This window comes from Nostoc sp. (assembly GCF_036918015.1).
Classification (GTDB): domain Bacteria; phylum Cyanobacteriota; class Cyanobacteriia; order Cyanobacteriales; family Nostocaceae; genus Nostoc.
This window is the reverse complement of record NZ_JBALEO010000077.1, coordinates 12,632-28,765: the sequence shown is the minus strand read 5'-3', so window position 1 is coordinate 28,765 and position 16,134 is coordinate 12,632. Positions and strand designations below refer to the sequence as shown.

Here is a 16,134-nt window from a genome sequence, read left to right as displayed (position 1 = left end):
AAAGGAATTTTCTGGATTTTATCAACTCCTGAACCACGCACTAAATGTTTAAAAATCTTGCAATAAATATTTAGCAATACAAATAGTATTTGCCCAGATTTAGAAACAATTTTCAAAGAAAACTTTGGCACTAAAGTATTGTGTTTGAGTTGACATTTGAACCACTGAAATAAGATCGTGAATACGACTATCAGATTCTTTCTCTGCTGCCGATGTCTCAAATGCTTCTTCTGCTTACACAGCGATGGAATATTTTTCTATTACCTTCCCTCTATCAAAAATCTATCTCTACTTCACTGCCTTTATCCTTCAACAGTTAGAAGCAACGAATTTTGCTCCATGCAAAGCTATGAAAGAAAGTTCTCATACTGTGACCAAAGGATAAATTTGTGGATATTAGCAGACGAAATTTACTGAAGGTAGTTTCTGCTTCTGGTTTAGGTGGAGCCGGGGTATTTGCTTTACAAGGTTTAACCAAACAGGTTTTAGCGCAAAATCAGTCTACCCCACTCCAGATTAAAAAAGGTGAAATGCTCTACAGGCAACTAGGGCGCACCAAAGAACAAATATCTGTAATTGGTCTAGGTGGTCATCATATTGGTAGACCAAAAGATGAACAAGAGGGTATTAATCTGATCCGTACTGCTCTCGATCGCGGGATCAATTTTATGGACAATAGCTGGGATTACCATAATGGAGGTAGCGAAATTCGCATGGGTAAAGCTCTGCAAAATGGTTATCGTCAAAAAGCTTTTCTGATGACTAAAATCGACGGTCGCACAAAGGCGGCCGCTACTAAACAAATTGATGAATCTTTAAAACGTTTGCAAACAGACCACATTGATTTGTTGCAGCATCATGAAGTTATTCGCATGGAAGACCCAGACCGGATTTTTGCCCCTGGTGGTGCGATGGAAGCAGTTGTGGAAGCACAAAAAGCTGGCAAGATTCGCTACATAGGCTTTACTGGACACAAAGACCCTTTAGTACACCTGAGAATGTTGGAAGTTGCCAATCAAAACAACTTCCGTTTTGATGCAGTGCAGATGCCGTTAAATGTTATGGATGCCCATTTCCGCAGTTTTGAGAGGCAAGTTTTACCCAGACTGGTTGAAGACGGAATTGCTGTACTGGGGATGAAATCAATGGGCGACCAAAACATTCTTAAAAGTAATGTAGTCAAACCTATCGAATGTCTGCATTACGCGATGAATCTGCCAACTTCAACGGTGATTACAGGCATTGAAAGTATGCCCATTTTAAACCAGGCTTTCGAGGCAGTAAGTACTTTTAAACCCATGAGTCAGGAACAAGTCAGAGCATTACTGAATCGGACTCGCCAAGCTGCTCTCAAAGGTCAATATGAACTGTTTAAAACCACTAACCAATTTGATAGTACAGCCAAAAATCCTGAGTGGTTAGGATAAGTTTTAGCTAGGGCGTGTTTAAAAACTAAGGATGAAAGCGATGTGAGCAGTTCACAGCAAAGGGCACAAAACTGGCAGAGTTGCTGCAAAGTCTAGAACTAAGCGATCGCGAGTTGCAAGTGTTGCACCTGATGGAAGTAACCAAAAAAATGTCATCATAGTTAAAGTGAAAACATTCTGGAGACAAGACAACGGTTTACGCACGCCCTTTAGCACGGTTAATTGAACAATTGCAACGCCTACCGGGAGTTGGCCCCAAAAGTGCCCAACGACTGGCTTTGCATATTTTGAAGCGACCAGAAGCAGAAGTAGAAGCTTTGGCGCAAGCTTTAGTTGAGGCAAAAAAACAGATAGGCTTGTGTTCTGTTTGCTTTCACTTATCTGCTGAACCTGTTTGTGAAATTTGCCGCAATGCCAACCGTGACAATAGCACTATCTGTGTTGTTGCAGATCCTCGCGATGTGATTGCGCTAGAAAAAACCCGCGAATACAAAGGTAAGTATCACGTTTTGGGCGGGGTGATTTCGCCAATTGATGGAATTGGCCCAGATCAGTTGACTATACTAGCTTTGCAGCGTCGGGTGAGTCAGCAAAAACCTCAAGAAGTAATTCTGGCAATTAGTCCAAGTGTAGAAGGGGAGACAACAACCCTGTATATCGGTCAGCTATTGAAACCATTTACCAAGGTGACACGCATTGCTTTTGGTTTACCTGTAGGCGGCGATTTGGAGTACGCAGATGAAGTTACTTTGGCGAGGGCCTTGGAAGGCCGTCGGGAGTTAGATTAAATTTTGTTGATTTTGCTGGTTAACAACTTTCTCGACTATTGACTGTACATACAGCAAATTGCAAGTTTTAGCGATGATTTTGCCTTAGCAAATCTGCGATTGAGGTGAGTAATTCGGTTGGTTGTACTGGTTTGGCAATGTGTTTCTGAAAACCAGCTGCTAAAACTCGATCGCGATCGCTTTCTCCTGCATAGGCGGTAAGAGCGATCGCCGGAATTTCCCCGCCCTCCTCTTTGGGCATGGCTCTGAGCATCTTAATCAAGCTGTAGCCATCCATTTCTGGCATTCCTAAATCACTGATTAATAAATTAGGTACAGCCTGTGCTATAATTTTAAGCGCCTCTTTTACCGATGCTGCGGCAGTTATCAACGCCCCATTCTGTTGTAGCAAGAAGTGCAGAAACTCCCGTGTGTCAACATCATCATCGACAATTAATACCCGTAGTCCACGCAGAACTGACGAGTTAAATTTCTCCCCTGCTCCTCCTGCTTTCTCTGCCCCCTCACTCTCCTTCATCACGGGCAGTCTGACAGTAAAAACTGCTCCCTGTCCAATTCCTGGACTGTCTGCTTTTACAGTACCACCATGCAACTCTACTAAGTGACGAACTATTGCTAATCCCAGTCCCAGTCCGCCGAATGTCCTGGTTGTACTGCTATCGGCTTGACGAAAATATTCAAATACGTGGGGTAGAAACTCAGAGGAAATGCCTTGACCTGTATCTTTAACTTGAATTAGTGCAGAGTGGAAAGTTAATTCACGACTCAATGATAAACTGATTTCCACTGAACCACGAGAGGGAGTAAACTTGACTGCGTTCGAGAGTAAATTCCCGACAACTTGCTGTAAGCGATTATAATCGCCTAACACTTTACCAACCTTGGGGTCAATCTGTACTTTAATCTGGATAGATTTAGTTTCGGCAATTAACCGGACTGTTTCTAATGCAGCATCAATTACAGCTACTAAGTTAACAGTGGCAAAAGTCAGGTTCAACTTACCGCGAATAATTCGGGAGACATCCAGCAACTCATCAATTAATTGAATCTGCAATTGAGCATTTCTTTCGATGGTTTCTAAAGCACGATTTGTAGTCACTTCATCAAATTTGCGGCTTTTGAGTAGCGATGACCACCCTAAAATGGGGTTGAGGGGCGATCGCAATTCGTGGGAGAGAATAGCGAGAAACTCATCTTTATTCCGGTTTGCCTGTTTGAGTTCCTCTGCTTGTTGCCTGAGTGCCTTTTCTAATTGCTTCCTGGGGGTGAGGTCAAGAATAAAACAGATCCAAGATGCGGGATCTCTCTCCACCAAAGCACCACCAATTAGTATCGGAATGCGGGAACCATCTTTACGAATGTATTCTTTTTCAAAGGGAGTACAGATCCCAACCGTTAAAAGTTGTTCTAGCCCCTGCCGATCGAGAGCATGATATTCAGGTGGAGTGATGTGTTTTCTGCGTATCTTACCCGCTAAAAGTTCCTCTCGCGTATAACCCACCATTTCTAAAAAAGCCTCGTTCGCCTCAGTAATGTAATCAGGAGTGGCAAACATAATGCCAATAATGTTGGAATCAACTAACCGCCTTAATTGAGTTTCGCGCTGGCGCAAATCATTTTCTACCTGTTTGCGTTCGGTAATATCCTGGGTAGTACCCATCATTCGTACTGGCTTACCCTCGGCATCATAAAAGACGCGACCTTTAGCAGAAATCCAATGAATACTACCATCAGACCAAGGGATGCGGTATTCAATATCACAGTCAACCTGTTCTTCAAGAGAGCGGGCGATCGCTTCATGAATGCATTGGCGGTCTTCTGGATGTACACAGTTGAGGAAAATCTCAAAGCTGATTTCGACTTCTAGGGACACTCCAAACAGCTGCCGACATTTATCTGTCCAAATTACCTCGTTGGTGGTGATATTCCAAAACCACATACCCATTTCAGCAGCATTAGTGGCCAACCGAATCCGTTCTTCACTCTCGCGCAGATTTGTTTCAATTTTTTGACGTTCCCATAGGGCAGCTTGCTGTTCGGTAATATCAGTACTCGCACCAACTACCCTAACTACCTGACCATTTGCATCCCGGACAGCAAACCCCTGGTCTTCCACCCACAAATAGCGGCCATCTTGGTGACGCACTCGATATTCAATCCGATAACGGTTTCCATTGGCCATACTAGCCATGAATTGGTCATTAACTCTTTGTTGGTCATCGGGATGAATGCGTTCTTGCCACCACTGGAAGGTCGGTTCAGTTTCTTGTTGTGTATAGCCAAAAACCTGGGTTAGACCTTGAGTTCTTTCCACAGTATTTCTGCCAATCTCCCAGTCATAGATTAGGCAATTAACCGCCGCTGCTGCTAGCTCAAACCTTTCGTGACTTTGCCGCAAAGAAATTTCTATGTGTCGTCGCTCTGTAATATCAAAAGCAATCCCCAAAAGATATTGCGGCAATCCATCAGCAGTTCTGCTGTGCACAGTGTCATAGCTACAAAACCAGCGCCACTCTCCATTAGCGTGTAGAATTCGGTATTCAAAACTGAGAACTTCGCCCTGATGAGTAGAATTAAATTTTTCAAAATAGCTAGGGAGTCGAGCCAAATCTTCAGGGTGTAGAAGTTGGACAAATAAATCCTTTCCCATTGCCTGGATTTCTGCTGGTGTGTAGCCCCAACCTTGAGCAATTTCGTAATTAACGTAAGCATTTCGCTGCTCAATTAGGTCATAAATGTAGAGTATTCCCGGAAGAGTGCCAGCAATTTGTTGAAACAGACGTTGACTATCCCACCATGCCTGAAATTCATCTGCATCAACTTGTTGAGTATTTTGTTCACAACTACAGTTCTCCTCGAACTGGGCGTGCTTAGATGCTGTAATATCCGCAAAAGTTGTCACGATCGCGTAGGGATTCCTTCCTTCAGTTTGAAACAGAGGTTGGGAGGAAAACAAGAGCCAGACTAGCTCACCATTTGGCTTATAAAAGCCACACACCACATTTAAGCAAGGTTTGCCTGTATTTTGAGTAACACTCGCAGGGTGAGCTTTGCTGAGTAAAGGAGAGCCATCTTCATGAATAAATTGCCACTTGGGATCGAGCAAATTTTGCCCCACAAGCTGTTCTGCGCTCAGTCCCAAAATGCGATCGCTAGCGGCATTGCAAGCCTGGATAGTGCCATCAGCCAACTGAAGCACCATTCCTTCTTCTCCACTGGCGACTAGCGAAGACTTTGCCTTTTTACTAACTTGCCGATGCAGCTGGTTGTGGAACTTTTCCGCGTCTGGCATTCTAAAAAGTTAAATAGTTTTAAAGTTAATCTCAGATTGAGCGACTCATATTTACATAAATTCTAGGGCAATTTCTTCCATCTTGAGTTAAAAGCTGCGATCGCTACTTCTATGGTTTATTTTTTGCCACATCTTTATAGGACAAGAGGAGGAGGAGAAAAAAGAACTCTGTTAACGAAACAGTGCTGAGTGATTTTAATTTACTCAGCACTCAGAACTCAGCACTCAGCACTCAGAACTCAGCACTCAGAACTCAGCACTCAGCACTCAGCACTCAGCACTCAGCACTCAGCACTCAGCACTCAGCACTCAGCACTCAGAACTCAGCACTCAGAACTCAGCACTCATTACTCAGCACTCAGCACTCAGAACTCAGCACTCAGAACTCAGCACTCCTAAATCAACCCCCAACATGAATACCAGGTCGCATCTGGGGATTCTTTTCAGCTCGCCGCAGTACTTCACGGGTAACTACAGCAATGTCACCTTCGCCAAACAAGATAAAACGCAATAGGTATTGTATGGGATTTCCCTCAACCCAGCCGAAGTAAGCATGGGGAATCTTACCTGTTTGGTCGCGAATGTAAAGTAGTAAAGCGGCGATCGCATTTGGTACTGCTGCACTTTCAGCCCGGAGGATGCGATAGTCACCAACTTGTACCCCTTTTACTACGATCACATCCGCAAATTCTGAAGCATCGGATACATGAATTTCTAAAAACAGAATTGGATCGTTGGCTGGAATATGGTTGTCTTCGCGTACCTCTTTCTCTTTCATAAAATACTCTAGGGCATCACCCTTATTCAACCGATTTGCAATCAGTCGTATTGTTCCCTGGCTATCTTCAGCAAAGAATTGGCTAGCAAGTTCGTCAACTTCAATTCGCTCTGCTCGCAGTTCCGTTGAACGCCAAACACGAGAAACCAGCGAGGTAAAAATGATCGCACCGATGAAAAACCCAGCAATCCTAATCCCTTCTGGTCTTTCGATGATATTGACAATGGTGGTATATAAAAATAACAGTGTAATGATGCCAAAAACGAGTCTGGCCCGCTTCTGTCGGTGGCGGTGGGCTGATAAAGTTACAGCAAAGGCGGCTGAGGTGATCAACACCAGCACACCAGTTGCGTAAGCCCCACCTTGGGCTTCTACACTTGCTTTGAAGATAATTGTGACAACAAAAGCGATTGTTGTGTAGACTAACACCAAAGGTCGGGTTACTCGTGCCCAATTGGGTGCCATGCCATAGCGTGGTAGGTAGCGAGGCACGATATTTAACAGCCCTGCCATTGCAGATGCACCTGCAAACCACAAAATAGAAATAGTACTTAAATCGTAAATTGTGCCAAAGGCATTGCCTAAATGCAGATGTGCTAAATAAGCAAGGGCGCGTCCGTTGGCTTTGCCCCCCGATGCAAATTCTGCGGTTGGAATCAGTAGAGTAGTTATAAAGCTGGTGGTAAGCAAAAAGAAGCTCATAATCACAGCAGCAGTGGTGAGCAGCTTGCGTGTATTCCGAATCCGCCCTTTGGGATGCTGCGGAGTGCTGTTACTGCTACCTTTAACCAGGGGCATAACGGTAACACCAGTCTCAAAACCTGACAATCCCAGTGCGAGTTTGGGAAATATGAGGAGAGAGATGCCGATTAGCATCAAAGGGTTAGAATGGCGTGCAAAAAGTGCAGCTTGCCAGTTAGCGATCGCTTCTGTGTGAGTTAATATCTGATACACACCGACGCCAACGACAATGAAGTTTAACAGCAGATAAGCTCCCACCAAAACTACTGCAATCCCAATGGCTTCTCGGAAACCTCTCAAGAAAACTGCACCTAGTAATGCAACTAATATCAGGGTAACTGCGATCGTCTGATTGTGAAGCCAATTTGGTGTCAGTGGATTTTCGATGATATGGGCTGTGGCATCAGCTGCTGACAAGGTAATGGTAATAATAAAGTCAGTTGCCACAAAGCCAAGTAAGCACAGTACAAGTAATTTGCCTTGCCACCAAGGAAGTAAACGTTCTAACATTGCGATCGACCCTTCACCATGAGGGCTTTCGGCAGCAATGCGCCGATAGATTGGCAACGCTCCAAAAAGCGTCAGTAAAACCAGAATCAGGGTAGCGATAGGAGAAAGAGCGCCAGCCGCCAGTGCTGCAATCCCTGGTTGATAGCCAAGGGTCGAGAAATAATCTACACCAGTCAAGCACATCACCTGCCACCAAGAATGCTGGCGATGTACTTCTTCCTTGCGGTAAGGCCCTTTTTTTTCTCGTCGGTCTTCTTCAAGCAACCAGTGGATTAACTGACTGCCGAGCCGTTTTGTTGAAACAATTGATTTAGCCATCAAATACGGTTGTGTTGCAAAAGTCGGCTTTGTGATTTTTTTAAGCCTTCGTGGTTTATTAAAATTTTTAACTACAAAGGCATAGCACTATATATTGTATGTTAAGCATCCTGTCCGATTTACAAAATATATAGTAGCTGTTCGTAGTCGTCTACCATATCAAGATCGGTTTCAGCTTTTGGTATAGGAATAATCAATACTGCAACCGTATATTTTGGGATTAACGCTTTTGCACCCTTAGCACCTTTAAGCCGTATAAATTCTAAAAAAACGACGCTGCTAAATAGGTATGTACGCAATCAACAAATCAGCCCTAAAATAAAAGTCACTTTTAGTTATATGATGTTTGTGTAAATGACCATAAAATAATTAGCCTGCTAATCTATAACTCTGTTTGTGTAGCCGTAGACTTTAGTTTGATGGAATTATGGACATATAGTCGTACACAATATACAAACAATGTATTGGATAGGTTTCCAGGATCATGCAAACCCATCTGCACCAACTACACTAATTCAGATGTTTGACAATATCTGCAAGTTTTTAGTTGAGAACTTCTCCAGTGACTTCGCTACATGGTTATTAGGCGAATCTATTAATTTAACAGAACTAAGTCCAAAAGAATTATCTCTCGAACCCATTCGGGCTGATGCTCTAATTCTGTTGCAGTCGGAGCAAAGCATATTGCATTTGGAATTTCAAACACAAGTTGATCCGGAAATTCCTTTTAGGATGATTGACTATCGATTACGAGCATATCGCCGCTTTCCAGACAAAGCAATGCATCAAGTGGTAATTTACCTCAAGCAGACAAATTCAAATTTGGTGCAACAAAATACATTTACAATTGCTGGGACACGACATGAATTTGCAGTTATCAGACTTTGGGAACAACCAACTGAAGTATTTTTGAGAACACCTGGACTTTTACCTTTAGCGGTGTTAAGCAGTACAATTAATCCAGAAGTTATACTTAACGAAGTAGCACGCGAAATTAACAGTATTACAGAATCTAGAACTCAAAGTAATATTGCTGCTTCTACAGCGATTTTAGCTGGTTTAGTATTAGATAAAGAGGTTATTAAACGAGTTTTGAGGTCAGATATTATGCGCGAGTCAGCAATTTATCAAGACATTCTACAAGAAGGTAAAGCTGAAGGCAAGGCTGAAGGCAAGGCTGAAGGTAAGGCTGAAGGTAAGGCTGAAGGCAAGGCTGAAGCGTTACTCGAAGTGGCAAGAAATCTATTTAGTACTGGTATGCCATTAGAGCAAATCAGCAGAGTCACAGGGTTATCAATTGAGCAGTTACAGTCTTTACAGGTAAGTGAGTCTCGTGAGTCCAATCAATAAATAATCGGTGCAGGTTGACTGCACCGATTACCAAGTGTCACTCGAATTGAACAAACATCCCATTGTTTCACGCCAATGCTGAAGCTTGGGGTTTGGCAAAAATCATTCTTCCTGCTGTAGTTTGTAAAGCACTGGTAACTACTACTCGCAGTTCACCACCCACATAATTGCTACCTTCTTCAACGACTACCATTGTGCCGTCATCTAGATAGCCAATGCCTTGACTGGGTTCTTTGCCTTCCTTGAGGATTTTTAAATCCAGGTTGTCCCCAGGTAAATAACTGGGACGGACGGCATTTACTAAATCATTCACATTCAAAACAGGTACTTTCTGAACACTGGCAACTTTAGACAAGTTGTAGTCGTTGGTTAGCAGTGTGCCGCTAATTTCTTGGGCGAAGCGTACTAACTTGGCATCCACTGTGGGAATATCTTCGTAGTCAACTGCATTAATCAGGATGCGATCGGGATAATCTTCTTTAATACGGTTGAGAATTTCTAGTCCTCGTCTTCCCCGTACCCGCTTTTGGTCTTTGCTAGCATCCGCTACTTGTTGGAGTTCTTGCAAGACAAACTGCGGTACAAGAATTTGCCCTTCTAAAAACCCTGTTTCTAGTAAGGCTTCAATACGGCCATCAATAATACAGCTAGTATCGAGAACTTTGGTATTGGCTGGTTTTAATGTTCCTTCCACTACCATCGATTCAACGGTGTTGGGATTAATGAACCGCAATAAGCCTCGCCCGTGGGTGTCTGCCAAATTCATACCAGTAACGGAGAGGATAATACTACCAACAACTGCCACCAATGGCTTAATAAATCCAAAATCTGCCGGGATCGGGAGCAAAAATAGTGGGGCTAGCATCAAGTTGGCTAGTAATAGCCCAATCACTAAGCCGATCGCACGAGTTAAAATCACTTCTAGAGGCATTTCTTTGACTTGTGATTCTAGACGACGATATGTCGTCTGGAAACTCAGCCCGATCGCACCACCAATAATAGCGGCAAAGACGGCAACAACTAAGCGTAGAGCTTCTAGATTCGTTACCTGATCTAGCGCCCCATTGGGTAGTAGTTCAATGCTGTAGAACCCTATTCCCGACGCTGCTAAGATAAATGAGAAAATAATAATGGCGTCAAGCATGGTTGTCTTGTTTTCCTGCAACTGTGTTAACCGATAAAGTTAAGTATTTTTTATTTCATCGGTAAGATAAACTCATCAATATTGACTTACACTAAGGGTTTAGGCTGACAATATCTGCAATTATTATAACCAAAGGCTTTTATCTTAATATTTTTCATTGTTTTGTTGTAAAAAGACAAAAACTTGTAAATAAACTACTTAGTTTGTAAGAATTCAGAATCCAGAATCCAGAAGTCAGAATTAAGAAGACCTTGATACCCAAACTTAATAATTTTAATAAAATCAAGAAGTTATTACACGCTTGATTTTACAATTCTTCTGGCTCCTGACTCACTTCTCCTGTCGGATGACGCTGCGCGTAGCTTGCTTCCCCGGAGGGTTACGACTACGCCCTTCTCTACGAGAGGCTGCACTTCTCTACGAGACGCTCCGCGAACGACTACGCTCAGTGACCACGCCAACGACTACGCTCAGGACAAGCTCAGTGACCACCTGACTCCTGAATTCTTACCTCATTTTCATTGTCTCTAATTCGCAGTTGGATTAACTTAAAACTTTTCTCAAAATGAGTAAAAAATTTAGTATTTCTGGAATTGCGAGTTCTGCTTATGTGCATATTCCCTTTTGCAGACGGCGATGTTTTTATTGTGATTTCCCGGTGTCTGTTGTAGGCGATCGCTTGCGGGGCGAAACATCTGGTACTATTTCCCAATATGTTGAGGTGTTATGTCAAGAAATTGCCATGACACCAGCATTTGGTCAACCTCTGAAGACAATTTTCTTCGGTGGTGGTACTCCTTCGTTGCTCTCAATAGAGCAGCTACAACGGATAGTAACAGAGCTACAGAAGCATTTTGGGATTGCGTCTGGGGCAGAGATTTCTATGGAAATTGACCCAGGCACCTTTGATTTAGCCCACATAGCAGGCTATCGCAGTGCAGGCGTGAACCGGGTAAGTTTGGGTGTACAAGCCTTTCAAGGAGAATTATTGCAAAGGGCGGGGCGATCGCACTCAGTTGAAGATATTTTTGCAGCTGTGGAACTAATCCACCAAGTCGAGATTCCCGTATTTAGCTTAGACTTAATTTCTGGGTTGCCGCATCAGTCTTTGGATCAATGGCAAGATTCCCTAGAAAAAGCCGTAGCGATCGCACCCACTCACATTTCCATTTACGATCTTACCATCGAACCAGGTACAGCCTTTGGTCGTTACTACAAACCTGGCGATACTCCTTTGCCCACGGATGAAGCCACAGTCAAAATGTACCAGATGGGTCAGCAGGTTTTAACTAGTGCTGGTTATGAACATTATGAAATTTCCAATTATGCCCAACCCAATCATCAATGTCGGCATAATCGAGTGTATTGGGAAAACCGCCCTTATTATGGCTTTGGTATGGGTGCGGCGAGTTATGTTGAGGGGAAGCGGTTCACCCGTCCGCGTAAAACTAAGGAATATTACCAGTGGGTACAAGCTGGCGGTGTCATTGATTGTGATGTAACTCCCCCAAAGGAAGTATTGTTAGAAACGTTAATGTTAGGGTTGCGTTTAGCAGAGGGTTTGAGTTTGGCAGCGTTGGCGGAAGCATTTGGCGAAGCGAAGGTGGAGGAGATTTGTCGGTGTTTGCAATTGTATTTTGAGAAAGGTTGGGTGGAAGTTGCAGAGGGAAGATTGCGTTTGATTGATCCCCAAGGATTTTTGTTTTCTAATGTGGTATTGGCAGAATTGTTTGAGAAATTGGGGTGATGAACTGCTTATGCAAAAAAATAAAGTTAGAAAAGCTGTGATTCCGGTAGCTGGTTTCGGTACTCGTTTGTTTCCAGCTACTAAAGTTGTCAAAAAAGAACTTTTCCCGATTATCGATCGAGATGGTAGGGCAAAACCTGTGATTCTTGCAATTATTGAAGAGGCAATTAGTGCTGGAATTACAGAAGTAGGGATTGTGGTGCAGCCAGATGACAAAGAAATATTTGTAGATTTCTTGAAAAACCCACCCAAAAAAGAACTTTTAGAGAAGCTATCACCACAAAATCAAGAATATAGCCGATATCTCGAAGATTTAGGTAGCAGAATTACCATTCTGTTACAAGAGGAACAATTAGGCTATGGTCATGCAGTATTTTGTGCCAAGGATTGGGTACAAAATGAGCCATTTTTGCTCATGTTGGGCGACCACATTTATGTATCTGACATTGAGAAATCTTGTACTAGTCAAGTTTTAGATGTTTACGAACAAGTTAATCAAAACGTTATTGGCTTAACTACAATGCCAGCAGAAATTATTCATAAAGCTGGATGTATAACAGGAGTTTGGCAAGAGTTAAACTCGATTTTGTCAGTTACACAACTCTATGAAAAACCGACTATTGAGTATGCACAACAGCATTTACGTGTAGAGGGAATGTCAGAAAATGATTTTTTAGGTATATTTGGCTTATATTTACTAACGCCGAAAATTTTTGACTTTCTAGAAGAACATATCAACCAAGATTTCCGAGAACGAGGTGAATTTCAGTTAACATCTTGTCTGGAAAAATTGCGTCAGGAAGAGGGAATGACAGGATATGTTGTTAAAGGCAAGTGTTTTGATACAGGTTTGCCAGATGCTTATCGTCAGACCATGATTGATTTTAGAAAAAGATAGATTAATCTCGGTTCAATTCATTTGTCTGGGAAAATCTCACTTTTCCTGAATACTTTATTCCTTGGAAGTCTCTTATGTAAAGTTGAAAATTAAGCTAAATCAATCACGAAAAGTAATAATTTAGCACGGTTAAACCTTAGCTATTCGTTAACAGGAGTCAGGTTTGATATCACAACTATATTCATCCCTTCAACTTATCTCCCGATCTTTCCACTATTCTGACTCCTGAATTCTGACTCCTGAATTCCGATCACAAAACTACCTCAAAACTAGCGGTAGTTAGAGCAGGAAAAGAGTTAGTACCCAATTGTGCAAATTTACCCCCGGAATTAATCTCAGCAAAATTATCCGCCGAACCATTAGGGTTATAAAAGAGACTACCATTTGCGCTATTGTAAACAATAACCGCACTACTACTTGCAGCTAAAGTATCGTTTGTCACTGTGGCAAAGTCTGCGGAATTTAATTGAGTCGGAAAGACTGAGTTACTTAAAGCAGTAAAGGTAGATTTAGATAGTTGGATCTTGTCTTCCTCAAGAGTGAAGTCACTAATAATATCAACTCCGAGTTCCCTAATATTAAACTTCGATCCTGTTGCAAATGCAAACTTATCTGCACCAGCGCCTCCTGTTAAGATGTCGTCCCCACTATCTCCCTGTAGGTAATCGTTGCCTGTGTTGCCGATCAGAGTATCTTTTCCACTACTGCCAAAAAGAATATCATCACCGTTGCTCCCCAGAAGGTTGTCGTCATCACTACCCCCATCTATGATGTCTGCACGAGATCCACCAACGAGAGTGTCACTACCTGCCCCCCCATCAATGTAATGATTACCAACAACACCAGAAAGCGAAATACTGTCATTACCATTCCCAGCAAAAATAACCTTATTGCCAGCCGAAAAATTCGCCCCACTAAAGGTATCGTTTCCCTTGGTTGTAGTGACATCAGTACTTATCGCATTTCTGGATCGAGCAACAGCCTCTTTTATGAGATCGGCAAGATTTTCACTTGTAGAACCAAGAGTCAGTACAGCACCTCGGCCAAGCTGGGTAACTAGTGTCTCGTAATCGGCTACAACATTACTCGTAGTTAGAAAAATTGGAATAATGTTGGTTGAGTCGATGGGGGATATTATTCCCCGCACCTCTCAGTTAAATCTGGGCGTGCGACTTTCACCGCACCCAGCTTCCGATGTTCTTAGCTTGCGCTTTTGCTCATGTGTTTGTAATCGTGGCAACTCTCGTGAATTGCTTCGAGATTATTTTTCTTCCAGTTGGCATGGTTTCCATCGATGTGATGCAAGTGAACCCGTTCCTCATCGATGAATTTTAAACCGCAGGAGGCACATTTATGGTTTTGCTTCTTAAGGGCTTTAGAGGTTTCGCCATCATAGAGTTTACTGTTACGTTCGCTCCAGTAAGCTGTATTTCCGTCATAGGGGGACTTTGTGCCTTTGACCATGACGTGACTACCTTCGGAGTAGGAAACTGCTGGGAATGCTTTGTCTAGTAATTTCTTGCTAGAGTGGCGGTTTTGCTTGGTTTCCTTGTTGAATACCGTGTAAGCTCTTTTTTCAATGTGGTATAACGAGTTTCTAGACCCGTCCATCTTGCAGAACTTATGGTAATTTCTCCAACCTCTAACTACCGGGGCTAATTTCTCAGCCTTTGTGGTAGCACCATAATTCGAGTTGTTGACGATGTGTTTTACTTTCTTACGGAACGCTTTGAAGTTATCTACTGAGGGAGTGCTTCTAAGCTTTCCGTTTTTCTGGACTTTGAAATGCCAGCCGAGGAAATCAAACCCATCTGTCGCGGCGGTAACTTTGGTTTTCTTTTGGCTTACATTCATTCCGCGTTTGCGGAGGAACTCGCTGATTCTTTCAAGTATCTCTGTTGCATCATCTTCGGGTCGGAGTATTATAACCATGTCATCCGCGTATCGGATTGATGGCTCGATAATTCCATTTTCTGGGGTGTTGTCTGTGATACTTTTACCGAATTTGTATCCGGCGTGGTATCTGTGTGTACTCTCAATCCCGTTGAGCGCAATATTTGCTAGTAATGGGCTAACCACTCCCCCTTGAGGTGTACCCTGTTCGGGGAATTCTGGGTTGACTCCAGCCTTGAGGCATCGGAAGATACCGAGTTTTAAGCCTTTGGGGGCGATGAGTTCATCCATTATTGCTGAATGGTTAATCCTGTCGAAGCATTTTTCGATATCGAGTTCAATAACTCGTTTTTCTATTCCGTTGCTTTGGGAGCGGAGGTTATCAAAGATGTACTTTTGTGCATCATGGGCAGAGCGCCCAGTTCTAAACCCATAGCTCCTGGCGTGGAAAGTGGCTTCGTGTGCTGGTTCAAGTGCATATTTTGCTAGGCATTGCCAGGCTCTATCCGCGATGGTGGGTATTTTTAGCATTCTGGTAGTCCCGTCCTTCTTGGGGATGGGGATTTCCCGTAGTCCTTGATGCTTCCAATTTCCACTATTCATTTTCAGTAGTTCTTCAAGGTTGAAGCGTTCTTCAGATGAGAGGGATTTCTTACCATCAATACCTGCCGTCTTTTTGCCAGCATTTAGCTGAGATACAAGTCTAATTGCAAGAAATCGAGCCGAGGTGGATTTTAGAATAAGCTTTTGGAGTAACCTAGCTTTCCGCTTGTCTCCAACTTGAACAGCTTTAAATACGCGCTTTTGAAGGCGGAAAAGATTTCGGCGGAATTTCTTCCACGGTAGGGCTTTCCAAGATTCACTAGTTTTATAACTGTGTCTAATCATTTTCTCTTCTAGAGTTTGTATTTTCTGAACACCTCAGACCAATTACGGTCTGTCCTACCCGACTTGTAAGAGTTCCGCTTCTCGTCTAGCCTACTTGGGGTTCGACTGCCCCAGGACTCACAAATCGTTTCTATTCGTTCCCTCGGAGAGATTGATTGTTCCGTTAGGTGTGGTCAATTCAACCACTGGATTCCCAAGACTCTTACCGCTATAGCAAATCATGTGCGGCGGGAATGAACTCCAGTGAAGTCAAGGTTTTTTTATGTTACGCCCTGCTCCTAGATAGGTTGCTTTTCTAGACCCGGTTTCACCATAGGAACTCCCTGTTAGTGCCAGTGTCAACCCGTAACGGCTGTCTGA

General features: G+C 43.0%; 11 protein-coding genes. 6 read left to right on the top strand and 5 right to left on the bottom strand.

Annotated elements, in window-relative coordinates:
* Positions 1 to 389 precede the first annotated feature (389 nt).
* Both V7K61_RS22100 and recR read left to right on the top strand, forming a co-directional pair.
* The gene (locus tag V7K61_RS22100) at positions 390 to 1,427 is read left to right on the top strand and encodes an aldo/keto reductase (protein ID WP_335056529.1); all 1,038 of its coding nucleotides are present in this window, start codon (positions 390 to 392) and stop codon (positions 1,425 to 1,427) included.
* Positions 1,428 to 1,657: 230 nt separating this feature from the next.
* On the top strand, positions 1,658 to 2,215 hold the full coding sequence (gene recR / locus V7K61_RS22095) for a recombination mediator RecR (protein ID WP_335056527.1): 558 nt from the start codon (positions 1,658 to 1,660) through the stop codon (positions 2,213 to 2,215).
* A 67-nt stretch (positions 2,216 to 2,282) separates the two neighbouring features.
* Here the strand turns inward: recR and V7K61_RS22090 are convergent, their stop codons facing one another.
* Positions 2,283 to 5,507: a hybrid sensor histidine kinase/response regulator gene (locus V7K61_RS22090; RefSeq protein ID WP_335056525.1), complete on the bottom strand. Its 3,225-nt coding sequence runs from the start codon at positions 5,505 to 5,507 to the stop codon at positions 2,283 to 2,285.
* A 182-nt stretch (positions 5,508 to 5,689) separates the two neighbouring features.
* Here V7K61_RS22090 and V7K61_RS22085 point away from each other — a divergent pair, with 182 nt between their 5' ends.
* Positions 5,690 to 5,923 (top strand): hypothetical protein, encoded by a 234-nt coding sequence (locus V7K61_RS22085; RefSeq protein ID WP_335056523.1) that lies wholly within the window; start codon positions 5,690 to 5,692, stop codon positions 5,921 to 5,923.
* On the opposite strand, the gene V7K61_RS22080 is transcribed toward V7K61_RS22085, so the two are convergent.
* Positions 5,908 to 7,854, bottom strand: coding sequence for an amino acid transporter (locus V7K61_RS22080; protein WP_335056521.1), 1,947 nt, complete (start codon positions 7,852 to 7,854; stop codon positions 5,908 to 5,910). The two genes, V7K61_RS22085 and V7K61_RS22080, sit on opposite strands and share 16 nt — an antisense overlap.
* A 519-nt stretch (positions 7,855 to 8,373) precedes the next feature.
* Between V7K61_RS22080 and V7K61_RS22075 the strand changes: the two genes are divergently transcribed.
* On the top strand, positions 8,374 to 9,204 hold the full coding sequence (locus V7K61_RS22075) for an Rpn family recombination-promoting nuclease/putative transposase (RefSeq protein WP_335056773.1): 831 nt from the start codon (positions 8,374 to 8,376) through the stop codon (positions 9,202 to 9,204).
* A 67-nt stretch (positions 9,205 to 9,271) separates the two neighbouring features.
* Here V7K61_RS22075 and V7K61_RS22070 read toward each other — a convergent pair whose 3' ends face one another.
* Positions 9,272 to 10,348, bottom strand: coding sequence for a PIN/TRAM domain-containing protein (locus tag V7K61_RS22070; protein ID WP_069072181.1), 1,077 nt, complete (start codon positions 10,346 to 10,348; stop codon positions 9,272 to 9,274).
* A gap of 565 nt (positions 10,349 to 10,913) precedes the next feature.
* Between V7K61_RS22070 and hemW the strand changes: the two genes are divergently transcribed.
* Together hemW and V7K61_RS22060 are read left to right on the top strand one after the other, a co-directional pair.
* A complete protein-coding gene (gene hemW, locus V7K61_RS22065) occupies positions 10,914 to 12,095 on the top strand; it encodes a radical SAM family heme chaperone HemW (RefSeq protein ID WP_335056520.1) in 1,182 nt (393 codons plus the stop codon).
* Positions 12,096 to 12,105: 10 nt separating this feature from the next.
* Positions 12,106 to 12,993 carry a UTP--glucose-1-phosphate uridylyltransferase gene (locus tag V7K61_RS22060; RefSeq protein ID WP_335056518.1) on the top strand — a complete coding sequence of 296 codons (888 nt, stop codon included), beginning with the start codon at positions 12,106 to 12,108 and terminating at the stop codon, positions 12,991 to 12,993.
* A 250-nt stretch (positions 12,994 to 13,243) separates the two neighbouring features.
* On the opposite strand, the gene V7K61_RS22055 is transcribed toward V7K61_RS22060, so the two are convergent.
* Together V7K61_RS22055 and V7K61_RS22050 are read right to left on the bottom strand one after the other, a co-directional pair.
* Positions 13,244 to 14,140: a hypothetical protein gene (locus V7K61_RS22055; protein WP_335056516.1), complete on the bottom strand. Its 897-nt coding sequence runs from the start codon at positions 14,138 to 14,140 to the stop codon at positions 13,244 to 13,246.
* Positions 14,141 to 14,193: 53 nt separating this feature from the next.
* Positions 14,194 to 15,774 carry a group II intron reverse transcriptase/maturase gene (locus V7K61_RS22050; RefSeq protein ID WP_335056514.1) on the bottom strand — a complete coding sequence of 527 codons (1,581 nt, stop codon included), beginning with the start codon at positions 15,772 to 15,774 and terminating at the stop codon, positions 14,194 to 14,196.
* Between the last annotated feature and the right edge of the window lie 360 nt (positions 15,775 to 16,134).

Excerpts from the sequence above, each read along its gene's own strand:
- hemW (WP_335056520.1), top strand. The coding sequence starts at position 10,914 with ATGAGTAAAAAATTTAGTATTTCTGGAATTGCGAGTTCTGCTTATGTG.
- V7K61_RS22090 (WP_335056525.1), bottom strand. The coding sequence starts at position 5,507 with ATGCCAGACGCGGAAAAGTTCCACAACCAGCTGCATCGGCAAGTTAGT.
- V7K61_RS22050 (WP_335056514.1), bottom strand. The coding sequence starts at position 15,774 with ATGATTAGACACAGTTATAAAACTAGTGAATCTTGGAAAGCCCTACCG.
- V7K61_RS22070 (WP_069072181.1), bottom strand. The coding sequence starts at position 10,348 with ATGCTTGACGCCATTATTATTTTCTCATTTATCTTAGCAGCGTCGGGA.
- V7K61_RS22060 (WP_335056518.1), top strand. The coding sequence starts at position 12,106 with ATGCAAAAAAATAAAGTTAGAAAAGCTGTGATTCCGGTAGCTGGTTTC.
- V7K61_RS22075 (WP_335056773.1), top strand. The coding sequence starts at position 8,374 with ATGTTTGACAATATCTGCAAGTTTTTAGTTGAGAACTTCTCCAGTGAC.
- V7K61_RS22080 (WP_335056521.1), bottom strand. The coding sequence starts at position 7,854 with ATGGCTAAATCAATTGTTTCAACAAAACGGCTCGGCAGTCAGTTAATC.